Below are 23,888 nucleotides of genomic sequence, written 5' to 3' on the forward strand. Positions count from 1 at the left end.
GATCGGAAATCCGCTGCATCCGTCGCGATCAGCTAGAGCATTTCGCGCAGAAGTGGGAACCGGCTTTCCGGCAGGAAATGCTCTAGCAAATTGATCTTGGGCATTTTCCGAGTTGGCGGGTGATTCCACTCGCCTCGAAAATGGCCTAGAAGCTAATCGCCACTTCTCCGCCGATGACGCGCCCCCTGTTTAGCGGTGAAAGGCTTGCACCCGTGCCCCCGAAGGCCGCCGGCAAAGGTGTATCGCCGCCAATCGTCACCTCATTCAGGAGGTTTCGGCCATAGATGGAGAAGCGCCAGTGCTTGTTGTCGGTCGCCAATGTGAGGCTCGCATCGAGCATATCGGCGCCCTGAAGGAAGCCGACGTTGTTGTCGGTGAATGCCGCCTTGTCGCGATGCGTGAAGCTGACACGCGCCGTTGCTGTCCCCAATTCGCCAAGCTGCTGATCATAAGTCAGCCCCACGCCATAGGTCCATGGCGACAGCCTTGGCAATTTGAGCGCACGATCCACATCGTTGATGACGCCATCACCGCTGAGGTCGAACTGGACGTTGCGATACTGGCCATTCACGTAGCCGAGCTGACCCGAAATCACGAGGTTGGACAAAAGAAAAAACTGCCCCTCGGCCTCGACGCCTTTGATTGTGGCGTCGGCGGTGTTCCGTATGACCTGGCTGACGCCAAGCGGTCCGGGCAGGTTGATCTCGCGCTGCAGGTCCTTCATGCGATTGTAGAAGGCCGCCAGGTTGATCCGGTGGCGCCCGAATTGCTTCTTGGCGCCGAGTTCGAAACTGTCCTGGGTCTCTTGATTGAATGGCCCCGGCGGCACAGCGGGATCGGTGTTGCGCAAATTATATCCGCCGCTGCGGAACCCGCGCGTGTAAAGGCCATAAATCTGCGTGTCGTCATCCGGCTTCCACTGAAGGCCGATTTTCGGCGTAAACCCTCGCCATTTTGCCGCGTCGGCGAAATTGGTTGCACAGATCAGCGTGTCTAGATTGCAACCATTTGCGCGTAAGGCCGAGACCCGAACGGCTTTGCGTTCCCAACTATACCGCGCGCCGAGATTCAAGGTCAGCGTATCGGTGAAATGCCAGTCGGTCGAAGCAAAAATGCCCCATGTTGTCTGGTCTTGCGTACCCCCACCGGAAACGATCCGAGCACCGCCCAAAAGATTCCGCAGCTCGGCGTAACGAAGATCCTGGGAAAAATAGTATAGACCGGTTGTCAATTCGACGTCACCGAACCTTCCGGCATAACGAAGTTCGTCGCTGAGTTGATCCTGGTCGATTTCGAAAAAGGCATGAAAGAAGGACTGTGGTGTTCCATCGATATCAGCGCCCGCGGAGGATCGGAATTTCCGATAGCCAGCGATGTTGGTGAAGACGCCTTCGCCCAGACCGACATCGATGTTGGTTTCCACGATCGCCTGGTCCCATTTGGCATCATAGAAACCTGGGAAATTGATCGAAAACCTGAAGCTGTCGCGGGAAACAGCGCGTGACTCTGGACAGGGGCTCCATCGCTTTCGACATCGCCATGCTCATAGCGGAGATCCATTCGGAAGCGGTCGCCACCCTTGAGCGAAAGTGCCGGGCGAATGATAAGGTCATGTGATTTACCGAAGCTGCGATTGTCGAAGCGGTTGCGAAACCAGCCATTGTCGTCGCTGTAGTAGACGGCCAATTTGGCAGCCAAAACGTCATCGACGATAGGTCCGGTAACCGTGCCGCTTACGGTCTTTTTCAGTCCCGTTTCAATGGATAGCTTGGCTTTGGCTCCAAAATCGAAGCTGGGCCGCGTGGTCCGCACAACCACGGCACCGCCGGTAACGTTGCGACCGAAAAGCAAGCCTTGCGGTCCACGCAGAACTTCGATCCCCTCAAGGTCGAAGTTGTCCAGCACGACACCAGCGTTGATGCCGAGGTAAATACCGTCAGTGAAAACGCCTACGGTGGGGTCGATCGATGGGATCGTGCTGTTGATGCCGAGGCCCCGGATAGTGAAATTGGCATAGCCCGGTGCCGTACCCACATCCTCGAGCTGGACGTTGGGAACGTCGTAGCTCAGACTTTGAAGATTCTGGACGAACTTGGCATCCAGCTGCGCTTCACCAAAAGCCGTGACCGCCATCGGTACTTTCTGCACGCTTTCGCCATAGCCCTTTTTGGTGGCGGTAACGACAATGTCCTCAGCCAGCGCTTCCGTGGCGCTCCCGGTTTGGTCGTTCGCCTGGGGCGTTGCTTCCTGGGCAAATGCTGTTCCCGAGCACAACAACGCGGCAGAAGCCAATAGACATCCTCTCATGGCTGATCCTCTCTTCCCAGGAGATATTGTGTAGTTCATGCCGTTTGGCGGCATTTGAGGGCCGTCGTCCAATTCAATTCGCTGCAGAACTATTCCTGCTGCTCATCGATATCTGGCGGCAGCACGACGCCATCGGCAGCCCGACGGCCGCTCAAAAATATCATGGTAATTCATCGGGTTGATTACGCTCTCAGCGCCCGTTCTACCGCCTCAAGGCTGTCATTCAGCCCGAGCGGGTGCTCGGCATCCGTGAAGTCGACAATTCTACCCCAGTGCCGGGCGACATCATCGAGCGTGAACGCCCTGTCCGCTCCGAAGGCGTGCCCAAGCGCGCGCTCCCACCTAAGCTTGGCGATATAGCCGGCTCCAACTTCAAAAAGCCCTTTGGTTTCGCTGCAATTCTCGTGCGCAAGCCAACCGACCAATGGACTGATCGCTTCCGCTCTGAGATTGGCGAGAAACTCTTGTGGAAAGGCAGTCGCGGTCATACGCGATGCGGCGATTGGGGCGATCGTATTAACCTGGATGTTTCTGGACCGCCCCTCCTCCGCCAGCGCGTTCGCAAGCCCCAATATTCCGAGCTTGGCTGCGGCATAGTTGGCCTGACCGAAGTTGCCGTAGATTGCGGCTGCAGACGTGGTCATGACGATGCGGCCATAGCCCTTGTCGCGCAGTATCGGCCATGCTGCCTGCGTCACTGCCCGCGTCCCATTCAGATGGACCCGCTGAAGCAGTGTCCAGTCTTCGTCGGTCATTTTGTGGAAGCTCACATCGCGCAGGATGCCGGCATTGTTGATGACGACGTCAACGGTTCCGAAGTTGTCAACCGCGGCTTGGATGATCAGCGCGCCCTCCTCGACCGACGCATAATTTGCCACCGCCTGACCGCCCGTGGCTCGAATTTCGTCGACCACATTGTCAGCGGCTGTGGAGCAGCTGCCGCTCCCTTTCTCGTCGCCACCCAGATCATTCACCACCACCTTGGCTCCGCGCCCGCCAAACATCAGCGCGTACTGGCGCCCAAGTCCGCCTCCGGCTCCGGTCACAACCACTACCCTGCCATCGAAACGAAGCTCTTCGTCCATCGCTTGTCTGCCTCTTTTACCTGAGCGACGCATCTGCGCATTTGATCCTGTGCGAGTCAGGCACGCGGCTCCATTTCCGTCGACGCTGTCGTTTTCGTCTGAGCCTTACCGAAAGGCTTGAATGCCGGTCAGGGCGCGCGAAACAACAAGCTTTTGAATCTCCGTTGTGCCATCGGGGATGGGGCAAATGATCGCCTCACGCACCAGCCGCTCAACGATGAATTCGCGGGTGACGCCGTTGCCGCCATGGATCTGAAGCGCATCGCGCGTCGCTTCGATCGCCATTTCGGTGGCGTACCACTTGGCCATCGAGCATTCCGTCTCTGCGCGCGTGCCCGCCTGGACGAGGGATATTGCCCGGTGCGTCAACAGACGGGCTGCGTCGATCTTGGTCGCCATGATGGCGATCTTGTCGGCGATCAGCTGATGGCCGGCGATCTTCTTGCCATGCTGCGCGCGATCGCGAGCGTACGCGATCGCCTCATCCATTGCTCGCCGTGCGATGCCGATACTCCACATCGCCATATGGCAGCGGGCAATCTCGAACACTTGCAACGTATTGCGCAATCCATCGCCGACCCGGCCGATCGTGTTTGCCACCGGTACGCGGCAATCGGACAGGAATATCTGTGCAGTCGATTGGCCGTTGAGCGCCATCTTCTGGATATCGCGCACCTCATACTCACTCTCGTCACGATCGACCAGGATGTGAGTGACTTCATTTTCGCCAGTCTTGCACGTACAGATGAAGATGTCCGAGTAGGCTCCGTTGGTGATCCAGGTCTTTTCGCCATTGATGACCCAGAAATCGCCGTCTCGTACGGCGCGTGTCTTGATGGCGGCGACGTCCGAGCCGACATCGGGCTCCGAGATGCCGAGCGAAACGAACTTCTCGGCCGCGACGAGGTCGGCAAGATAGCGTTGCTTGATCGTCTCCGGGGCGAAGCGGCGGATGAGTTCTGCGCCAACCGCGTTGATGAAGCCGGGTATGGCCACATCGAGCGAGGAATAGGCGATCTCCTCGAAAATGAGCAGATGAGTGAGCCATCCCATATCAAGCCCGCCCCATTGCTCCTGATGCGGTGCGGTAATATGGCCATAGCCGGTCAGTGCTTGAGTCCATTCCTTCATGAGCGGTTTGGGGATGAATCGCTCCCCATGCCGGCGGATTTCCGGCTCAAGCTTGTTGTCGAGAAAGCGGCGGACGGTTTCCACCGCCATGCGTTGTTCATCGGACAGCTCAAAGTTCATATCGTGACCCCGTGTTTCCCTAGGCGCGCTCTGACAACTACCGGCCCAGGATCGTGACGGCGACCACCGCCTCTTCCACCCCGATGACACCTCCGCCGTTCTGCGCGATCGCGAACCGGGCATTCGGAACCTGTCGATCTTCCGCCTCGCCGCGCAATTGCAGCGCAAGCTCGTAGATTTGGCCGAGCCCGGTGGCGCCGATCGGATGTCCCTTGCATTCAAGCCCGCCCGACGTGTTTACCGGAATACGCCCACCCAGCGCCGTCTCACCGCGCTCTGCCGCGAGTCCGCCCTCGCCAGGCGGCGTCAGGCCGAGCGCCTCGATTTCAATGATCTCGCCAACCGCCGTGGCGTCATGCACCTCCGCGACGCCAATATCTTCTGGCCCCACGCCGGCCATCGCATAGGCCCGGTTCGCCGCAAGGCGGCTGACATGGTGGTCATAATCAAAGGGATCGCGCGCGGCGCCGGTTTGCAGCACAGACGCCAGGATTCTTAGCGCCCTGTCCGGGGCTGCCGACAGTTTGCGCCGACCGGCTTCGCTGCAGATGATCGCAGCGGCGGCGCCGTCGCTGATCGGGGAGCACATCGGCAGTGTGAACGGGTAAACGATCGGAGGCGCAGCGAGTACACTTTCGACGGTATATGGGAGGCGATACTGGGCAAGCAGATTGCGCGTCGAATGCATGTGATTTTTCGCCGAGACGGCCGCGATTTGCGCTTGCGTCGAGCCGTAGGTCTTCATGTGCGCGCGTGCCATCGCGGCGTATACATCCATGAAAACGCTGTAAGGCTGACTCGATGTCGTTCCTTCCGGAACATCGACGCCATTGCCCATGGCCAGCAGCTGCGCGCGGCCCGACTCGGTTTCATGCACGTCCCAAGCGCCATCGAATGCACTGAACATGAGCGCCTTGTCGGGCGAGTACATCTTCTCCGCGCCGAGCGCGAGTACGACATCCGCTGCCCCCGATCGAACATAGGCGGCGGCCATGTGCAAGGCCGTGGAAGCCGTCGCACATGCGTTTTCGACATTCACCACGGGAACGCTTGAGATGCCCATCGCTCGCGCCACGATTTCGCCGCGGATCATGTCCTGGCCCTCCATATGCCCCTGGACGCAATTGCCGAAGAAGATGGCTTCGACATCGCCGGCGGTGCATCCTGCGTCGGAAAAGGCCTGCGACGAAGCTTCGGCGCAGAGCATTTTCAGGCTCTTGTCGAACTGTTTTCCGAACGGGGTCATCCCAACCCCCATGACGAATATGTCGGTCATTCGTTGATCCATTCTTCCAATGTGTTCCGCATCCGATCAGGTCTCACCGGTCGGAAAAATCGGGCTTCCGCTTCTCCCGGAATGCCGCCAGTCCTTCGACAATGTCGTTGGACAAGGCGTAAGCAGCCATGGTTTCGAGTTCCTGACGCAGCCCGACTTCGAGCGAGCTATCCTGCGCAGCGCGGACTAGCTGCTTCATGTAGGCGAGCCCTGGCCGGCTCTTTTCTGCAAGAGATTCTACCAGCGCTTGCGCTGCCGCAATGAGATCCTCGGGAGCAACCAGTTGGGTCACGAGTCCGGCTTCCTTCATCTCGGCAGCCGAGATGGTCCCGCCGGTCATCATCAGATGTTTCGCACGCGCTTCGCCGATCTTCCTAGGGAGTCGAACCGACCCTCCACCGCCGGGCAACAGGCCGTAATTTGCATGGGCGTCGCCAAATCTGGCCGGGTGCGCGGCAATGACGAGATCACAGCACAACACCAGTTCCAAGCCGCCGGCGAGCGTAAGGCCGTTGACCGCCGCAATTATCGGAAGGCGCGACGTCTCGATCCTGTTAAAAGCCTGACCGAGCGGCGGCAGAAACAGATTTAAGCGTTCGGCGAGAGTTTGTCCGCCTGTTCCATCGCCAATTGCGAGCAGATCCGCGCCAGCGCAAAACGCCCGTCCGGCGCCGGTAAGAATGCAAGCGCGCACCGTCGCATCTGCTTCCGCTGCCTCGATCGCTGCGGCGAGTTCCTCGGCCAAAGTCAACGACAGACTGTTCAACGCTGCCGGCCGGTTGAGGGTCACCCAAAGCGCTGGGCCGCGTTGCTCAACCAGGATGTATTCATAGTCCATTGCAGTCTCCCGCGCGCCGGCAGGCGGTCACCGGAATAGAGGATGTGGCTAGGATGGCTGCGTCGGTCATGCCCCCGAAATGCGCCGGTCCTGGCCCGCCCAATAGGGCTCTCGAAGCTTTGAACGAAGCACCTTTCCGACATTGCTCAACGGCAGTGGCTCGGCGGTAAAAACGACCTTGCTTGGCTTTTTTGCGGAGCCCAGACGCTGGCGCACCAAATCTATTATCTCGGTCTCCGTGATTTGTGCTCCGGGCTTGACACGCACCATTGCAAGCGGCGTTTCACCCCATTTTTCATGGGGCACGCCAAAGACCGCGACCTCGAGTACACCGGGATGGTCGGCAATTACGTTTTCGATTTCGGTGGGATAGATATTGAAGCCGCCTGACACGATCATGTCGTTGTTGCGATCGAGCAGATACAAAAATCCGTTTGTGTCGATCATGCCGACATCGCCGGTTTTGACCCAGCCATCTTCCATGCGCCGGGCGGTTTCCTCCGGATCGTTCCAGAATTCCTCCATCTGGCCATTTTCGAACCGTGCGACGATCTCGCCGGGCTCGTTTGGTCCCAGCACCTTTCCGTCCTCGTTACGGATTTCGATATCGGCGCCACTCATGGGACGTCCGACCGCCCGAATTGGGGCAGAACCTTCAAATTCGCCGAACCACTCGTTGGGCCCCATAGACGCGATGGGCAGGATTTCGGTCTGTCCATAGCCCGAATGAAGAACATGATTCCCGAATATCTGGCACGACTTGCGAAGCGTCGGCTCGGAGATCGGCGCTGAAGCACTCAGCAGAAACTTCAAATTCGGAAAGTGGCGGCCATATGCCCCGTCGTGATGCACTATGGCATTGAGCATGGTGGGGGCTACAAAGGCATGGCTGATCCGTTCCTGCTCGAGAGTGTCAAGAAAGGACGCTGGATCGAAGCCGTCCATCATCACGTTGCGGGCGCCGCAATACCAGGCCGGCACGAACAGGAAGCCCGATGCATGGGACAACGGGCCGACATGCAGAATGGCATCCCCTGGGGCCACTTGGGGGCCGATGCTGAAAAATGCGGCGGAGATCGTCATCCATGAACGGTGCCGATAGGCAACGCCCTTGGGTTTGCCCGTCGTGCCGCCGGTGTGGCGGATGACACAATAGTCCTCCGGCGCGACGACGGGATCAGGATCCCGGTCCGAGGCTGTCGCCAACCAATTCTCATAGTTGTGATCGCGGATAATGATCCGCTCAAGCGTCGGAGCTTGGGCATCCAGCCCCGCCAACTCCGAAGCCAATGCCTCATCGACCAGCGCCAACCGAGATCCGGTACTCGCGATCATATGGGCGTGCGCTTCACATCGGTTGCGCGCATAGAGAGGAACACGCGTATAGTTTCCAATGGCAGCCGCCAGTATGATGTCGGCGGCCTCGATGGAGTTCTTCTCCAGCGTAGCAATCCGGTCACCCGGTTGAAGGCCGCACTCCGCAAGAGCATTTGCGAGCTTCACGCCGCGCAACCAGGCTTCCGAGAAAGTCAACCGCCTGTGGCCGTGAACGAGAGCCTCTTGCTGGGCGAAATAACGTGCGGCGCGACGTATTTGCGTACGGACGTCCATCAGCCGCGCTCCTCTAAGGCGCTCGCCCACAATGGCGCAGTCGACACATAATAAACTGACATGCGATAGGCCTCTCCGGACTTCTTTTCGTAAGCATCTGTGTCTGCAGCATTGATCCAATCGTCCAATTCAATATTCTGCGATGCTATTCTTGCTGCTCATATTATCGTGCTGGATCATGTCGGCGGCTTTCTCGCCGATCATGATGCAGGTTGCATTGGTGTTGCCGTTGACGACTGATGGCATGATCGAGGCATCGGCCACGCGGATATTTGCGAGGCCGTGAACGCGCAGGCGGTTGTCGACCACCGCCATCTCGTCGGTGCCCATCTTGCATGTTCCCACCGGATGATAAGCATGATTGGCTTCTGCCCGGATATAGGCGTCGATCTCTTCATCAGTTTCAAGGTAGCGGTCAGGATAGAGAGGCCGTTTCATCATCGCCTTCATGCGATCCGAATGCAGGATCTCCTGCACGACACGGAAGGCATTGCGCAACGTCTTGAGGTCGTCGGGATGACTCAAGAGATTGAGGTCAATCTTGGGATCGGATTCGGGGTTTGAGTCATGTAAGGCAACCCAGCCGCGGCTCTTTGGGCGCCCAATATTGAGAATGATCGTATAGCCCCATTTCGTCATCAGCTTGTAGTCGCGCGCATGGTCGCGATAGGCGAGCGGCACGACATGGACCTGGCAGTCCGCCCGGTTCTGCCCCGGCGCGGATCGCAAGAAACCGCCTGCAGCCGTGGGCGGCGATGCCAGCCAGCTTTTCCTTTGCGTGAGATACTGGAATAGGTCTCGCACGGTCTTGAGCGCGCCAACGACATTGAGTGCGATCCCGAGCCGCTTCTTCGACTGGTAGACCAGCATCAGGTCAGGATGGTCGTGAAGATTCTGGCCGACACCGGGAATATCATGAATCACTTCGATTCCATGCTTCTCCAACTCATCACGCGGTCCGATACCGGAAAGCATCAACAGTTGGGGCGAATTATAGGCGCCGCCGCTGACAATGACTTCCTTTTCGCACGGGATCGTCTTCAACTGCCCGTCCTGGGAATACTCGACTGCCACCGCGCGGTTGCCCTCAAACCTGATACGATGGACGCGGGCATGTACTTCGACGCGGAGGTTGCCGCGCCTGCCCATCACCGGATCAAGGTAACACGCCTTCACGCTGGCGCGCTTCCCGTCCTTCACGGTAAACTGATAGATGCCGACACCTTCCTGGCTGGCACCATTGAAGTCCGGATTGGCTTGATGGTCCAGTCCAGTCGCCGCCTCGATGAAAGCATCATAGACATCGAATTCGCGCTTGCCGTTGGATACGTGAAGCGGTCCCGACGAGCCGTGAAACTCATCCTCACCGCGCTCATTATTCTCAGCCTTGCGGAAATAGGGCAGGACATCGTTGTAACCCCAGCCGTCGTTGCCGAGTTCGGCCCAGTGGTCGAAATCCGACCGGTCGCCGCGGATATAGACCATCCCGTTCATACCGCTCGATCCACCCAGCATCTTCCCGCGCGGATTGTAGAGGCGGCGGTCGTTGAGCGCCTTTGAAGGGTCGGTGTTGAACCGCCAGTTGAGCGTATTGATCCGATAGTCTTGGATCAGCGCCGCAAAAGCGCCGGGCGTGGACACAAGCGGCGAGGTGCCTGGGCCGCCTGCCTCGAGCAGGCAAACGGTGACATCGGGGTCCTCGGACAACCGGCTGGCGATAACGCCGCCCGACGACCCACCTCCAATAATTACATAGTCAGCCATTTGCTTCCCTTGTCATTCGACCCATGCTGGCGACCCGGCGTCATGCAACATGCCAGCATCAACCGCCGCAGCCACGTCAGAGGATCTTTTCGAAGATGTTGAGTAGTCCTTCGGTCTTGCTCGAATAGGGTGGCAGAAGTTGACCAAGCAGGCTGAGTTTCGGCTGAGAGAACACCGGCTTGTAATGAGTGAAGCGCTCGAAACTGGCGACGCCGGTATAGGCACCGATGCCGCTCTGTCCGATGCCACCGAAAGGCAGCCGGCGCTGGAAGACGTGCATGACCGTGCCGTTGAGAGTCACGCCGCCAGCGTGCGTTTCGGAAATGATCTTGCGCCGTTCCTCACTTTCGTCGCCAAAATAATAGAGCGCCAGCGGGCGCTCATGCCGGTTTACGTAGCGAATGAGCTCGTCTTCGGAGCGATATGGCATGATCGGCAGGATCGGTCCGAAAATCTCCTCCTGCATCATCGCCATGTCATCGGTAACGTCGAGAACCGCCAACGGCACGATCCGATGCCGTTCAGGAAGCGTTCCATCGCCGTTGTCCGAGAGGTTGAGCACCGTCGCGCCCTTGGCTTCGGCATCATCGAGCAAACCTTGGAGCCGCGCGAACTGTCGGTCATTGATGATACTGGTGAAATCGGGGTTGCTTGCCGCGTTGGGGTAGCATTTGGCAACCTGAGCGCGGAGTGCGGCGACGAAGCTTTCCATCTGATCGACATGGACGAAGGCATAGTCAGCGGCGATGCAGGTCTGGCCGGCGTTGAGCAGCTTGCCGAACACTAAGCTTTCACAGACTTGTGCAAGCGATGCACCCTTGCCCACGATGGCAGGGCATTTGCCGCCAAGTTCCAGAGTAACAGGTGTAAGGTTGGCAGCCGCCGCTTCATAGACTTTGCGGCCAACCGCGGGTGAACCGGTGAAGAGAATATGGTCGAAAGGTAGGGCCGTCATCGCCTGTGCCATGTCGGGCCCGCCCTGGACAATCGCGAATTCCTCTTCGGCGAAATACCGGCGCACAAGCCGCTCGCTGGCTTCGGCGGCGTTGGCGGAAACTTCGCTCGGCTTTGCGATCACGCGGTTGCCGGCCGCCAATGCACCGGCCGCGCCAACGAATATGGTGCCGAGCGGATAGTTCCACGTGCCGAGAACGCCCACCACACCTAGGGGCTGGGGGACCAGGCGCGATGAACCGGGAAGGCCGAAGATGTCAGTCTTCACCCGCCGCGGCCTCAGCCACGTCTTCAGATTGCGGCGCGCAAATTTAATTTCCGATATGCCAAGCATCAGGTCGAGCAGGATAGTCTCGTAGCGGGATCGAATGCCGAAATCGGCGGCAACGGCATCGACCAATTCGTCTCTGTGCTGCTCAAATATCCGGCCAAGGCGCCCGAGCAGGTCCATGCGTTCTTCGTAGCTGCGCGAAACCTGCTCACGCGTCCCTTCGCGTTGGGTCGCGAAAATTCGTTCCAGCTCAGTTCTGTTCCGAGACGCATCCACGTTAAATCGTCCGGAGGCGCGCTGGCCGCTCGGCGCTGCTCGCCTGGGCGGTGCTTTCAGCTGCGCCGATCTCAGTGATCACAGCGCGCTCGATTCTGTACGCCGTGCCGATGAATGAGGGACCGTTGCCGGTGGAACGCATCATGGATACTCCTCGGTCTGAAAGTCAGGTCGAAAAAATCGGGGGCAGCGGGCGGGAGAGGATGCCCGCCGCCCCCGTCGCAGCAGCGATCAGAACTTGACTGTCGCTTCGACGCCATAAGTGCGCGGCATGCCGCGGTTCAGATAATCGTAGCCGAACACGTTGAGGTTGAGGCCGTAGGTGTAGTAATATTTGTCGAACAGATTCTTCGCCCACAAGCTAACCGACATATTGTCGTGCGCATAGGTTAATCGCGCATTGGCGAGCCAGTAGCCCGGATTTGCGCATGTAATCGCCTTACCCGCGAGCGTTATGTTCGATCCCGCTGGGGGTGTATCGCACGGTGTCTGCCCATAATTCTTGAACGGATCAAAATAGTACTTGCCCATGTAGGACGCATCACCGCGCAAGGTCAGCTTGTTGGTGCCGTCATCGATCATATCCCAGTCGAATCCGGCCTGGAACGTAACCTCCGGCGCGTTCGGGAAGGGATTGCCGTTGACGTTCAATGTCGGGCTGGCCGGGTTTGCCGGATCGATCACATTGCCTTTGTACTTGCTGTTGAGATAGCCCAGCGAAGCATCGAAACGCAACGTATCGGCCACCTGCCAGGCGAGTTCGGCCTCGCCACCGAACAGGCGACCATTGGCGCTGCGCGTGAAGGTTGTAGCGCCGACCACCTGCGTTACTTGGTGATTCGAATACTCGTAGTAGAAGCCCGCGAGGTTAAGTTGGACGCGGCGATCGAACAGCCGGGTTTTGAGCCCCGCCTCATATGCATTCACCTTTTCAGGCTGGATATAATAGACTTGATTGACGCCCTGATAGGCAAGCCCGTTGAAGCTGCCGCTGCGGTAACCGCGACTGTACTGGAGATAGCCCATGATATCATCGGCGAACTCATAGCTGACATTGATACGGCCGGTTAGCCTGTTTGCCTTTTCGCGCTGCTCAAGCGGCGCGAGATTGGGGTTGTATGGATTGCTGTAGGGGATCAGGTTGACAACCGGCGTCGTACCGTCGAGCGCATAGAGGAAAGTGCTGCCGTTAAGGTAATTGACCTTATCCTGGGTGTAGCGTGCACCCACCGCCACGGTCAGCCGCTCGGTCGCTTTCCAGGTTACGTCGCCGTAGATCGCCTTCGAGGGGCGCGACACGTCAAAACGCTGTTCGCCGAGGATCGGGGTGAACGGAGGCGCGCCTGCCCCGGCGCAGCCCGCCGAAAAGCTACCCCCCATGCCGCCATTGCCCGTATTATTGATCGCGATGTCGGTCTGGAGTGCAATCAGCGAGCGTGCATCAAGGAAGCCGTTGGGATTGATCTCGATCGCGTCGCAGAATCCGGCATCGCCAGGCCCCAACGCCGGATTGGCGGCAAAGGCTGGGATATAGCGGATCGCGTCGGGCGTTCCGATTGCGGCGTTATTGTAGCTGCCCGGAAGACCGGCGCCAAGCAGCAGCGGCCTCAGCGCCCCGAAAAAGTCCGGGTAGTTGACCGTCTTGACCTTGTCCCTGCCATAATAAAGGCCGGCAATGATATCGAGGCGGTCGTTCGAATAGCTGAAACGCAGGTCCTGGTTGAAATTCTTGCTCGTCGACGTGTAGCCGATCGAGCAGAGATCGGCTGGGCCGCCATCGCAATCATCAGGATTGTTGATATAGTCGCCGGTGTCGTAGCCGGTAATCGAGGTGACGGAGAATTGGTCGCTGACATCCCATTTGATGTTGAGGGCTATCCCTTTCGACTTGCTGATGTTCTTACCTACCCGATCAACTGCGACCTCATTGTCACGCAGCAACCGCCCGCCTAGGAAAGGTTGCGGATCGTAACGCGAATAGCCGAGCGCATCCTGCCCGCCCGCGAGTTGACCACCTGCATAGGGCGCGGTGCCCCATGGATCGTCCTTCGCGGCATAGAGCTTCAAATTGATGTCGAGATCGGGATCGGGCCGGAAGCGGATCGAGATGCGACCGCCGATCGTATCGGTGGTCCCTAGGTCGCGCTCATTCCCAGGCAGTACATTGCGCTGCCAACCATCCCCTTTTGCAAAAGTACCGGCGACGCGGACGCCCAAGATGTCGGGAACCAGCGTCGCTTCAGCGGCGCCCTGCACCGTGAAAGTGTCGTAATTGGCATAGCCGGCGGTCAGATAGCCATTGGCCTCTCCCAGATCCGGCTTGCGCGTGAAGAAGCTGATCGCGCCACCCGTGGTGTTGCGACCGTAGAGTGTTCCTTGCGGTCCGCGCAGTACCTCGACCCGGTCGATGTCATAGAGTTGCAGGCCATGGCTCGCCCGGAAGCTCTGATAGACTTCATCGACATAGACGCCAACCGGCGACGCAGTGGAGGCGGAAAATTCGTTCGCCACTGAAATCCCGCGCAGCGAGAAATTCGGTTGGGTGCGACCATAGGGAGTGGTGACTTGCAGGCTGGGGATCGCGCCCATCAAGTCTGAGGTCTCCGTGATGCCGCGCGTGCGCAGCGTCTCGCCGCCTATGGCGGAAACGGCGGCTGGAACATCCTGCAAATTCTGTTCGCGCTTCTGCGCCGTGACGACGATTGTCTCAAGGCCACCTTCCTGCGCCTCGGGCTTTTCGCCCTGCGATGCAGCGTCCTGGGCATGTGCCGGCACTGCAAGCGCACACGCGATCGATAGCGCGGTGGCACAAAGCAAATTTGTCCTAAAGGCTGTGACCATGACTGTCCTCCCCACGGCATTTTTTGAGTTGGCGCCATTTGCCGCGCCTTGGGGCTCATCGTCCAATTCAATTTGTTGGCGAACTATTCCTCCCACTCATTGATTAAGGACTGATGAGCCTGCACCGCTGACGCTTCGTGGCGACGCAAATAACCCCATATATTTCATTGAATTAGTCACGCTGAGCGCGTCCATCGGGACGGATGCGCGCGTTCTGCTCGCCCCAATCGAGCCCTTCCAGACGATGTATCGGCGTAATTGGCGGTCCCGGCGGTTTCCCTTGTCGAGTTGCAAGGGGAATCAGCTATGATGAGATGTAGTGAGATACGGTTTCTTGGAGTTCATTCTACTATTCGCGGATGCATCTAAGTAGCTGATATTTCTAACAACTATGGCAGAAAACCGCGCCTCTAAATCGGCGGTTCTGACTTTTGAGGCTCATCGCGAAGCCGCCCGAAGGGGGCGTTGCCAATACGGCTGTCTCTGGTCGCTTGGTGGCAGGTGCTGGATGGGAGCGGAACAGCGCATGAATTGTGAGAACTCGATAGGATTCTTCTCGACATTCGACACTGCGGTTGCCGCGTCGATCACGTCGGCCCAGTCTTGGAGCATCCGCCTTCGCGGTGTGAGATAGAGCGCACTGTTGTAAGCGCCGCGCACCTCATCCTCGTCCTCGTGAGCGAGCGCCATCTCGATCCAATCCGGCTTGTAGCGTTCGGCTTCGTTCGCCCAGGTCGAGCCGAGCCCCCTAAACCCATGTACCGTCTGCCGATGGAGATACCCCATCCGATAACAGGCATAGATCATGGTGTTCTCGGAAATAGACTTTCCAGGCTTGGCTCCGGGAAAGAGGAACGCATCGTTCGTCGCCTGCAAGCGGCGCTGAACGATCATTGCGGCCTGGCGGGACAGCGGAACAAGATGCTCACGTTCCATCTTCATGCGCTCCGGCGACAGACGCCATAGCGGGTTCGGTCCATAGAGATCCTCGAACTCGTCCCTGGCCGCGAAGCGGGTTTCGCTGGTTCGGACCCATGTGAGCAAGGTGAACAGCAGCGCGTCACGGGTGATCTCGCGGCGGCGCGGCGTGTCCTCGCCGTCATAGGCGAAGATCGCTCGCACCAGCTTCGGAAACTCCGCGAGCGGCACGCGCGCCATGTGCCTGACGGGCGGCTTGGGCTTGAGCGCATCGTTGAGGCCGAGCGTCGGATCGATGGTCGCCCAGCCGCTCGCGATCGCGAAGCGATAGATCTGGCTGACGTTCTGCTTGAGGCGACGGGCGATATCGAGGGCGCCGCGCGCTTCGACCGCGCGGATCATCTCGAGAATCTCGGGCGGGTCGATTTCCGTGATCGGACGCTTCCCGATGACCGGAAAGACGTCGCGCTCCATCCGGTTGATGACGCGCAGGGCATGGGCCGAGTCCAGCCCTTCAATACGATTGGCGTGCCAGGCCCGCGCAATCTCTTCGAACAGCTTGAGCGCGGCCCTCTGCTTCTTCGCCCGCTTCCTGGCCTCGGCGGGGTCCTCACCCTGATCGAGCAGCCGCTTGGCTTCGGTCCGCTTCTCGCGGGCGATCGCCAGCGTGACGGTCGGATATTTGCCGAAGCTCAGCAGTTTTTCCTTGCCGTCGAAGCGGTATTTCAGGCGCCAGAGCTTCGATCCGTTCGGCTGGACGAGCAGGTGCAGGCCTTCTCCATCGGACAGCTTGTAGGGGCGCTGCCGCTTGGTGGCGTATTTGACCTCAAGTTCTTTCAAAGCCATCTGGGGGTATCGCCTGTTTTGGGGACAGCCGAAAAATACCCCCAAAATACCCCCAATCCAAATCGCCGTGGGTGGCCGCAGCCGGTCGCACCGGGACGCCGGCGTACGCAACGGGACGCGAAAAATATTTGATTTTCCTCGAAAAATGTCTGCCAGTGGCCTCAGTGGGTCACTGGTGGACAATCCGGGTTGGTAGCGGAGGAGGGACTCGAACCCCCGACACGCGGATTATGATTCCGCTGCTCTAACCTGCTGAGCTACTCCGCCCCGAAAGACCGCCCGTGGGCGAGCGGCGCCTATAGGATGCACCATGCGTCCGGTCAATATCATGCGCGCGGCCCGCGAAAATTCCTTGCGAATGCGGCCTCCCACGGGCCTCCGCGGTAGTGATGGGCCGCGATTCCGGTGATTTCGACCGGCCGCGGACGAAAGTTGCGCGCGAGGTCGGCAAGCAAGGCGCGCGCCTCGGCTGGAGAAACCTTGTTCTGCACCGTGACATGCAGACGCGGCGTCGCCTGATCCTGCGGCGTCAACAGTGCCGCAAAGCGATCGGCAATGCGCGCCCGGATCGCGATCAGGTCTGGGCTGTCGATCCGAAACGCAACCCCGCGCCCGAGCGAATAGACGGCCGACACGACGGCGCGCGGCGGCGGCGTATCAGCGGCGATGGCGCGGAACAGAGCCGCAAGTTCCTCGAGCAGCGACGGCGGCAGATGATGGAAAAGCGTGATATGCGCCGAGAGGTAATTGCGTTCGGGCGGGAAATGCGCGCGGCGCAGCGCATCGAAGTAGCGCTGATCGGCCGCGCCCATCGTTCCAGTGATAACGATGGGCGCGGCGCCAGCGACGCGAGCGGGAGGGGGGGTGTCCGCGCCGCCGCTTGCGAGATGGGATGGACGGTGAGCTCGGGAGGGGAGTTCGCTGTCGTCCATGGGACGCCCTTTCTCGGTGCAGCAGCCTCTGCGCCCAAGCGCGCCCGGCATCCAATCGATTAATTGGTTCAGAATGATCGCCCGAAACGATCAGGAAAAATCGCGGGCGCTTACAGGCTGTTCCAGAAATCGTGAAGCGCCGCCGCAACCGCGTGCGGCCGCTGGGCGATCGCCCAATGTCCCGCATCCCCTATGATCGTCAGCGGCATCGCCCAATTCGCCGCGAACCGCTGTGCCACCGAAAGCTCGACATAGGGGTCGCCCGCCCCCCAGACGAGCATCCCCGCGCGCGGCAGGCGGCCCAGGTCGAGCGCCCAGTCGTGCGCGAAGCTGAGCCCATGCGCCGAGCGATAGAGTGTCAGGATCGCGCGCCTCTTGTCCTTGAGCGCCCATTGCGCTGCTTCTTCCTGCGCAATGTCGGCCGGAACGCCCTGGCCGATCAGTCCGCGGGCAAGCGCGCCGGGACGGCTGATCGCCATGAAGGCTTCGCCAAGCAGCGGCGTGTTCCAGATGCGCGCGACCCGGTGACCGCGATAGTCGGGATCAATCACCGCATTGGAAACCGCCCAGCTCCGGATCAGGTCGGGGCGCAGCATCGCGACGCGCTGCGCGATCAGCGCCCCCCAGTCGTGACCGACGATATCGATGGGACCATGCTGGGCCGCCAGCGCCGCGGCCTCGCTGGTCGCCCAATCGGCATAGGCCTCCTTCGTCGCAGCGAAACCGGCGGGAAGCGGCCCGGTGAAGCCGGGAAGCGCAGGAACGGCAACCGGCGTATCACCCAGCGCCAGAGCATCCAGCAGCGGACTCCAGATCGCCGGACTGTCGGGAACGCCGTGCAGGAAAAGCTTTGCAGTCATTCCCCCGGTCATCGCTACATCTCCCCCCTGTCGCGGCGCAGTTCATACCATTTCTGCACATTGGCATTATGCTCGGACAAGGTGCGCGCAAAGACGTGGCCACCGTCGCCCTTCGCAACGAAATAGAGATACTCATTGGGCTCGGGGTCAAGCACTGCGGCGATCGACGCCTTGCCGGGATTGGCGATCGGCCCCTCGGGAAGCCCGGCCATGGCGTAGGTATTATAACCGTTCACCGCCTGGATTTCGGAGCGCAGGATGCGGCGACCGAGCGGCTTGCCCTTGGTGATCGGATAGATGATCGTCGGATCGGCCTGCAGACGCATCCCGATGGCGAGGCGATTGGTATAGACGCCGGCGACCGTGCGGCGTTCCGCCGCAACCCCGGTTTCCTTTTCGACGATCGACGCCAGCGTGATCGCTTCGTTGCGGTCCTTTGCCGCGGTGCGCGGGCTCCGCTTGGCCCAGAGCGCGTCGAAGGTCTTGGTCATCGCCGCCTGCATCCGCGCAACCACGGCTGCACGGCTCTCGCCGGTGGTAAAGGCATAGGTGTCGGGCAGCACGCTGCCCTCGGCGGGCACCGCGACCGTTCCCGTCAGGCGCGGCTCGGCCATCAGCCGCTCCCACACCATGATCGACGGCATGCCTTCGGGGACGGTCACGAATCGCTGGACGGTTCGGCCTTCCTGCATCATCCGCAGGATGTCGCCGGCGCCCATGCCCTTCTTCACCTCATATTCACCGGGCTTGATCGGAGCGTCGGAACCGAAGAGGCGCGCGCGGTTGCGAAAGCCGGAGGCCGAGGTTGCGCCCGCCTTTTCCAATATTTCGCCCGCTTTGGCGATGCTGGCACCGGGCGGAATAACGACCACGGTATCGCGCGGCGCGCCGCCGGAGCAGGCCGCAAGCAGCAGCGCGAGAAAGAATGTGAGGATTATCCGAGCCAAATTCCAACCTCACTTCTTTCGTCACCCTGAACTTGTTTCAGGGTCCACGGCCTGCCTCATCCATCGACGCAGCGCCAAAGGAGAGTGCGGGTCATGGATGCTGAAACAAGTTCAGCATGACGACATGGGTTAGTCGAGTGCCTTGACGATCACGCTCGCATTGGTGCCGCCGAAACCGAAGCTGTTGTTGAGCGCGGCCTTCACCGCGCGCTTCTTCGCCTTGTGCGGCACCAGGTCGACGCCCTCGGTCCCCTCGTCGGGATTGTCGAGGTTCAGCGTGGGCGGCACGATCTGGTCGCGGATCGCGAGGATGCAGAAGATCGTCTCGACCGCGCCGGCACCGCCGAGCAGATGGCCAATCGCCGATTTTGTCGAGCTCATCGATACATCGCCGATCGCGTCGCCGAACAGGCGCTTCACCGCGCCGAGTTCGATCGTGTCGGCCATCGTCGACGTGCCATGGGCGTTGATATAATCGATGTCGGCGGGCGTCATTCCCGCCTTCTTCAGCGCCATTTCCATCGACCGATAGGCGCCGAAACCGTCGGGGTGCGGCGCGGTGACATGATAGGCGTCGCCCGAAAGGCCATAGCCGACGACTTCGGCGTAGATCTTGGCGCCGCGCGCCTTGGCATGTTCATATTCCTCGAGCACGACGACGCCGGCGCCTTCGCCCATGACGAAGCCGTCGCGATCCTTGTCATAGGGGCGGCTCGCCTGTTCGGGGCGGTCGTTGTAGCTCATGTTGAGCGCGCGCGCCTGTGCAAAGCCTGCAATGCCTATCGGACAGATGGTCGATTCCGATCCGCCGGCGAGCATGATGTCGGCATCGCCATCCTTGATCATCCGCGCCGCGTCGCCGATCGAATGGGCGCCCGTCGAGCAGGCGGTGACGACCGCATGGTTCGGCCCCATCAGGCCGTATTTGATGCTGACCTGACCCGAAATCAGGTTGATGAGGCGGCCGTGGACGAAGTGCGGGCTGACACGGCCCGGCCCCTTTTCGGCGAGCAGCAGGCTTTCGCTCTCGATCCCCGGCAGGCCGCCGATGCCCGACCCGATAGAGCAGCCGGCGCGCAGCTTTGTCTCATCGTCCATCTCGGTCAGCCCGGCATCTTCGAGCGCCTGTCCGGCGGCGTCGATGCCATAGATGATGAAGGGATCGACCTGCCGCTGCACCTTGTGGTCGACGCGCTTGTTGGCGTCGAAGCCATATTCATGGTCGGCCGGCTTGACCTCGCACGCGATCGTGCATTTCTGGTCGGAGGCGTCGAAGCGGGTGATCGTTCCCGCGCCCGACTTCCCGGCAAGCAGATTGGCCCAACTGGTTTCGACGTCTCCGCCCAGCGGCGTCACCAATCCCAAACCCGTCACCACAACCCGGCGCATAGACTTTCCTTTCGTCGGTTCCGGCCCTTGCGGAACCCGGCATCATTCTTGTCGGGGCATGCCCATAAAAAAAGCTTCCCGGCCACTGCGCGCGAGCGCTCGGGACCGGGAAGCCGGAAACGCGTGGGCAGCGTCGCCGCCGCGTCCGGCTGTGCCGGACCGGACCGCTTTAGCCCTTGTTCGCTTCGATGTAGTCGATCGCGTCCTTGACGGTGGCGATCTTTTCCGCCGCGTCATCGGGAATTTCGACACCGAATTCTTCTTCGAACGCCATCACCAGTTCGACGATGTCGAGGCTGTCGGCGCCCAGATCGTCGATGAAGCTCGCTTCTTCGGTGACCTTGTCGGCTTCGACGCCCAGATGTTCGACGACGATCTTTTTAACCTTTTCGGCCGAATCGCTCATGCACAGTTCCTTTTTTCTGACTGTCTCGTGAATGTTGGGATTTGCCCTAGTGTCCGTCGGCGGGGCTGGCAAGAGGGCTGGCGCGTTGTGGGCGCCGAAGCTCGCATCAACCCGCCCTTTCCTGCCGCGCGGCGGGTGCAGACGCCTCCCCCTTTCGTCCCTTGGGCAACCACCGCATAAATAGGAAACGGCACCGCGGCCTTCAAGCGCCAGGCGCACCGTTCATCGCGCGACCGGCTGCGGTGCCACCACCCCCGATTCCCGCAGAGCCTGCGACGCACGCCGGATCACTTCGGGATTTATCATGAACTGGCGCAGCACCTTTTCGGGTGGCGCATCCTGCGGCTGGCGCGTGTAATCGAGCAGATGCCGCCACAGGCCGCGCGCTTCATCGACCTTTCCCTGCCGCGCAAAAACGATGGCCCGGACCATCGCATATTGCGGCTCCATGGTGCTGGGCGATGGCATATGATCGAGGACAGCCAGCGCGTCGTCCTGCCGCCCCTGCTGCGAATAGACGAAGGCGAGCGTGACCGCCGGGACGCCTGGCGCCGACGCGTCGAGCGCCAGCGACCGTTCGAGCAGCGCAATGCCCTCTAAGGGCTGGTCGCAGGCAATCTTGAACACTCCCTGGAATCCGGCCGTGTCGGCGTCATAGGGGTTGAGCCGTACCGCGGCATCGCCAATGCCAACGCCGCCGCGGCAATTGCCGCCATAATATTGTGCGCGCGCCATCGCGAAGGTCGCCGCCGCGGTTTCGGCGCCGCTGTCATAGGCCCGCTGTGCGAGCGAGACGGCTTCGGCATAGGCCTTGTCGCCCGCCGGTGTGCCGCGCAGCGGCTGCCAATCCCCGAAGCGGACGAGCGACAGCGCGGACAGCGCCGCGGCGTTGCGCGGATCGCGAAAGATCGTCGCGCGCAGGCAAGCATCGACCTTCTTCGCGGTGTCCTTGTTGCGCAACTGCCGCAGCCGGTTGAACTGCGCCAGGCACGGATAGCCGGGCGCAAAATTCTCCGGCTGCCGCGCCAACTGATCGCGAACGATCACGCCATAATCGCCAGCAATCTGGGCAATCGCAGGGTCGATCGCCTCGAATCCAGGCATCTGATCCTGGGTCAGGTGAAATTGCTGCGACCAGATGGTACGCTGATCGGAAACGCGGTTGAGGACCAGCGTGACATCGGCCGGCCCCGCGAGCGTGCGGACGAGCGAAACATCGAGGCGATAATCGGGGCGCTGAGCTGTATCGGGCTTGCCCGCCGACGCTGCACTGCGCAGATCGATGAGGTCGAAACGGCGCAAGCCGTCGCGCAGCCGCCCGTCGAGCGCGCGGGCCAGCGCGCGCGAAACGGGAGTGCTCCCCGATTGCGGAAGCGCAATCTCAAGCAGCGGCGGCGGCACCGCCGAAGGCGCGAACATCCGCTGCCAGTTGCCGGCAAGCCACCAACCGCCCGCCAGCATGGCAACCGCGACAATGACCAGCACCGTCCACCAGCGCGCCCGCGACGATGGCGCTCCAACGCCGGGATGACGCATTGACGTCACACCGGCCCCGCCCGCCTCCGCAGCCACCACCTCTTCGCCGACACCAGGGGTTACAGCGGCGCTACGTGCCGGCGGTGCGGTGCGGTGCTGCACCACGATCTCGTAGCTGCCCTGCGGCACGCGCAGGCGATGAACCCACGGCGTTTCAGCATAATAACGGTCGAGCAGATTGCGCAGGCGGCCCACCATCACGCGTGGATAGCTGTCGACCGCCGGGTCGAAATCGGCGTTACGTCCCAGCGCCTCGGTCGCGATCGCATAGGCCTTGGGGGCGCTGCGGCCGCCGCGAAGCCGGTGTTCGACCAGATATTGCAGCAGGCGTGACAAGACCGGCGAGCGCAGGAACAACTGGGACTCGCGGAGCCTCTCGAACTCCTCGGCGATGATCTGGTCGGTTTCGCCGGCCTCGAGTGTCTTGTTCGCTTTCGCGCGGTCCATGCAACCCTCTTATACCCTCTGGCGGGGTCTGTCCGCTAGATACGCAAATCGATGAATGCGGCCAGTCATATTTGTTTCAATGTAACGGTAACAGCCCGGATTGGCCATATTTCGCCGGGTTTAACCCGCCTCGGAGAGGTGAAAGAACAGGACGAAAAGATTAAGGAAATCCTAATTTTGGGCGACATGCCGCAACGTGACCCCATGTTACTGTCATCTTCCCCGTCGCCATGAGATCGTTCGATTGTCGTGATGCGCGCTTGCGCGGTCACGGCCCGGTTCGGGCTTTGCCTGCCGGGCAATTGAGGTTTCAGGATCGAAGCGCGCGAGCTGGTCCCTGGCGCACTCCGGTATATCCCGAGGCCTCATGAACAAGTGACTTCGCCGGGCGGGATTGTAGCCCCACCTGCACCTCGCCCGGCAAGTCCGCACTTACCCTATTCCGCAGAATGGTCGCTCCCAAGCGTCACGCCAGTGCGATCCAGATGGGGCCGTCGGCCGGAGTCTGCGCTCGTCGCGTCAGACTTCGCCGGCCTTGCAGGCGCCGGTTCGTTTGGCCGACATTTGCATCTTCATCGACATGCCCGCAGGCCCTTCGCCCTGCCCCGTACTCGCCATTTCCATCTCATAGCTGTCGCCGCTGTAGGTGCCCTTCATCGTCATGGTGCGCGGACCGGCTTCGCTGGTGCAGCTCATCTTCGCGTCGATCACGCCATGCGCCATCTCGAAATGATCATAGGTGCATTTGCCGCCCGAATTTTCCGCCATCCGCGCCTTCGGATCGCGCGCGTCCTCGGGGGTCAGGCAATTTTCGAAACTGTGTCCCTGTGCCAGCCGCGCCTTCATCTGCTCCTGCATCTGCGGCGGCAGTTTTTCCATTCCGGGCATCGTCATGTCGGTGATCTTCACCGTGCCGGCCCATTGGCCAGGCTTCATGAACTCGCCCGAAGCGACGGCATCGGCGACCTTGTTCTGCACCGATTCGACCGATTCATTCTTGGCCGACACGCCCTTGCCGCTGTCGCATGCGGACAGCCCGAGCAGCGCGCCCGTCACCAACAGAATATTGCGCTTGAACATCATCCAGACTCCCGCCGTTGCCGATGCGCGGCATCCTCACCATATTGGCAGCG

Annotated in this window: 19 protein-coding genes and 1 tRNA gene; all 20 read right to left on the minus strand. The window is 60.6% G+C overall.

The window, feature by feature from the left end:
* Positions 1-145: 145 nt before the first annotated feature.
* The gene (locus P1IM2_RS18930; protein WP_231679523.1) at positions 146-1,333 is read right to left on the minus strand and encodes a TonB-dependent receptor; all 1,188 of its coding nucleotides are present in this window, start codon (positions 1,331-1,333) and stop codon (positions 146-148) included.
* The gene (locus tag P1IM2_RS18935; RefSeq protein WP_231679520.1) at positions 1,228-2,292 is read right to left on the minus strand and encodes a TonB-dependent receptor plug domain-containing protein; all 1,065 of its coding nucleotides are present in this window, start codon (positions 2,290-2,292) and stop codon (positions 1,228-1,230) included. Before P1IM2_RS18935 ends, P1IM2_RS18930 begins: the two co-directional genes overlap by 106 nt.
* Before the next feature lie 197 nt (positions 2,293-2,489).
* Positions 2,490-3,392 (minus strand): SDR family oxidoreductase, encoded by a 903-nt coding sequence (locus tag P1IM2_RS10495; protein ID WP_011415065.1) that lies wholly within the window; start codon positions 3,390-3,392, stop codon positions 2,490-2,492.
* Between the two features lie 105 nt (positions 3,393-3,497).
* Positions 3,498-4,643, minus strand: a complete 1,146-nt coding sequence (locus tag P1IM2_RS10500; protein ID WP_017499968.1) for an acyl-CoA dehydrogenase family protein — start codon at positions 4,641-4,643, stop codon at positions 3,498-3,500.
* A 37-nt stretch (positions 4,644-4,680) separates the two neighbouring features.
* On the minus strand, positions 4,681-5,919 hold the full coding sequence (locus P1IM2_RS10505) for a thiolase family protein (RefSeq protein WP_011415063.1): 1,239 nt from the start codon (positions 5,917-5,919) through the stop codon (positions 4,681-4,683).
* A 43-nt stretch (positions 5,920-5,962) separates the two neighbouring features.
* On the minus strand, positions 5,963-6,757 hold the full coding sequence (locus P1IM2_RS10510) for an enoyl-CoA hydratase/isomerase family protein (RefSeq protein ID WP_186402389.1): 795 nt from the start codon (positions 6,755-6,757) through the stop codon (positions 5,963-5,965).
* Between the two features lie 66 nt (positions 6,758-6,823).
* Positions 6,824-8,368: a class I adenylate-forming enzyme family protein gene (locus P1IM2_RS10515; RefSeq protein ID WP_026108915.1), complete on the minus strand. Its 1,545-nt coding sequence runs from the start codon at positions 8,366-8,368 to the stop codon at positions 6,824-6,826.
* A gap of 129 nt (positions 8,369-8,497) precedes the next feature.
* Positions 8,498-10,132 carry a GMC family oxidoreductase gene (locus P1IM2_RS10520; RefSeq protein WP_186402390.1) on the minus strand — a complete coding sequence of 545 codons (1,635 nt, stop codon included), beginning with the start codon at positions 10,130-10,132 and terminating at the stop codon, positions 8,498-8,500.
* A gap of 76 nt (positions 10,133-10,208) precedes the next feature.
* Positions 10,209-11,633 (minus strand): aldehyde dehydrogenase family protein, encoded by a 1,425-nt coding sequence (locus P1IM2_RS10525; protein ID WP_157228455.1) that lies wholly within the window; start codon positions 11,631-11,633, stop codon positions 10,209-10,211.
* A 1-nt stretch (position 11,634) separates the two neighbouring features.
* Positions 11,635-11,778: a hypothetical protein gene (locus P1IM2_RS10530; protein WP_168196078.1), complete on the minus strand. Its 144-nt coding sequence runs from the start codon at positions 11,776-11,778 to the stop codon at positions 11,635-11,637.
* Between the two features lie 86 nt (positions 11,779-11,864).
* On the minus strand, positions 11,865-14,408 hold the full coding sequence (locus P1IM2_RS10535) for a TonB-dependent receptor (protein WP_136176541.1): 2,544 nt from the start codon (positions 14,406-14,408) through the stop codon (positions 11,865-11,867).
* Between the two features lie 504 nt (positions 14,409-14,912).
* Positions 14,913-16,238 carry a tyrosine-type recombinase/integrase gene (locus tag P1IM2_RS10540; RefSeq protein WP_081095415.1) on the minus strand — a complete coding sequence of 442 codons (1,326 nt, stop codon included), beginning with the start codon at positions 16,236-16,238 and terminating at the stop codon, positions 14,913-14,915.
* A gap of 190 nt (positions 16,239-16,428) precedes the next feature.
* Positions 16,429-16,505 (minus strand) — tRNA-Met (locus P1IM2_RS10545).
* Positions 16,506-16,564: 59 nt separating this feature from the next.
* The gene (locus P1IM2_RS10550) at positions 16,565-17,050 is read right to left on the minus strand and encodes a 2'-5' RNA ligase family protein (protein WP_062900328.1); all 486 of its coding nucleotides are present in this window, start codon (positions 17,048-17,050) and stop codon (positions 16,565-16,567) included.
* A 230-nt stretch (positions 17,051-17,280) separates the two neighbouring features.
* The gene (locus P1IM2_RS10555; protein ID WP_186402391.1) at positions 17,281-18,042 is read right to left on the minus strand and encodes an alpha/beta fold hydrolase; all 762 of its coding nucleotides are present in this window, start codon (positions 18,040-18,042) and stop codon (positions 17,281-17,283) included.
* Between the two features lie 2 nt (positions 18,043-18,044).
* On the minus strand, positions 18,045-18,977 hold the full coding sequence (mltG, locus tag P1IM2_RS10560) for an endolytic transglycosylase MltG (RefSeq protein ID WP_186402392.1): 933 nt from the start codon (positions 18,975-18,977) through the stop codon (positions 18,045-18,047).
* A 129-nt stretch (positions 18,978-19,106) separates the two neighbouring features.
* Entirely contained in the window at positions 19,107-20,366 is a 1,260-nt protein-coding gene (gene fabF, locus P1IM2_RS10565; protein ID WP_058811978.1) for a beta-ketoacyl-ACP synthase II, read from the minus strand.
* A gap of 169 nt (positions 20,367-20,535) precedes the next feature.
* Entirely contained in the window at positions 20,536-20,772 is a 237-nt protein-coding gene (locus P1IM2_RS10570) for an acyl carrier protein (RefSeq protein WP_003039428.1), read from the minus strand.
* Between the two features lie 222 nt (positions 20,773-20,994).
* The gene (locus tag P1IM2_RS10575) at positions 20,995-22,755 is read right to left on the minus strand and encodes a tetratricopeptide repeat protein (RefSeq protein WP_186402393.1); all 1,761 of its coding nucleotides are present in this window, start codon (positions 22,753-22,755) and stop codon (positions 20,995-20,997) included.
* Between the two features lie 519 nt (positions 22,756-23,274).
* A complete protein-coding gene (locus P1IM2_RS10580; RefSeq protein ID WP_186402394.1) occupies positions 23,275-23,838 on the minus strand; it encodes a DUF3617 domain-containing protein in 564 nt (187 codons plus the stop codon).
* Positions 23,839-23,888 lie beyond the last annotated feature (50 nt).

The sequence above is a fragment of the Sphingopyxis sp. P1IMeth2 genome, from assembly GCF_900185685.1.
In the GTDB taxonomy this organism is placed as follows: domain Bacteria; phylum Pseudomonadota; class Alphaproteobacteria; order Sphingomonadales; family Sphingomonadaceae; genus Sphingopyxis; species Sphingopyxis terrae_A.

Excerpts from the sequence above, each read along its gene's own strand:
- P1IM2_RS10510 (WP_186402389.1), bottom strand. The coding sequence starts at position 6,757 with ATGGACTATGAATACATCCTGGTTGAGCAACGCGGCCCAGCGCTTTGG.
- P1IM2_RS10550 (WP_062900328.1), bottom strand. The coding sequence starts at position 17,050 with ATGGGCGCGGCCGATCAGCGCTACTTCGATGCGCTGCGCCGCGCGCAT.
- P1IM2_RS10515 (WP_026108915.1), bottom strand. The coding sequence starts at position 8,368 with ATGGACGTCCGTACGCAAATACGTCGCGCCGCACGTTATTTCGCCCAG.
- P1IM2_RS10540 (WP_081095415.1), bottom strand. The coding sequence starts at position 16,238 with ATGGCTTTGAAAGAACTTGAGGTCAAATACGCCACCAAGCGGCAGCGC.
- P1IM2_RS10520 (WP_186402390.1), bottom strand. The coding sequence starts at position 10,132 with ATGGCTGACTATGTAATTATTGGAGGTGGGTCGTCGGGCGGCGTTATC.
- P1IM2_RS10555 (WP_186402391.1), bottom strand. The coding sequence starts at position 18,042 with ATGACCGGGGGAATGACTGCAAAGCTTTTCCTGCACGGCGTTCCCGAC.
- P1IM2_RS10530 (WP_168196078.1), bottom strand. The coding sequence starts at position 11,778 with ATGATGCGTTCCACCGGCAACGGTCCCTCATTCATCGGCACGGCGTAC.
- P1IM2_RS10505 (WP_011415063.1), bottom strand. The coding sequence starts at position 5,919 with ATGACCGACATATTCGTCATGGGGGTTGGGATGACCCCGTTCGGAAAA.
- P1IM2_RS10580 (WP_186402394.1), bottom strand. The coding sequence starts at position 23,838 with ATGATGTTCAAGCGCAATATTCTGTTGGTGACGGGCGCGCTGCTCGGG.
- P1IM2_RS10500 (WP_017499968.1), bottom strand. The coding sequence starts at position 4,643 with ATGAACTTTGAGCTGTCCGATGAACAACGCATGGCGGTGGAAACCGTC.
- P1IM2_RS10575 (WP_186402393.1), bottom strand. The coding sequence starts at position 22,755 with ATGGACCGCGCGAAAGCGAACAAGACACTCGAGGCCGGCGAAACCGAC.
- fabF (WP_058811978.1), bottom strand. The coding sequence starts at position 20,366 with ATGCGCCGGGTTGTGGTGACGGGTTTGGGATTGGTGACGCCGCTGGGC.
- P1IM2_RS10570 (WP_003039428.1), bottom strand. The coding sequence starts at position 20,772 with ATGAGCGATTCGGCCGAAAAGGTTAAAAAGATCGTCGTCGAACATCTG.
- P1IM2_RS10495 (WP_011415065.1), bottom strand. The coding sequence starts at position 3,392 with ATGGACGAAGAGCTTCGTTTCGATGGCAGGGTAGTGGTTGTGACCGGA.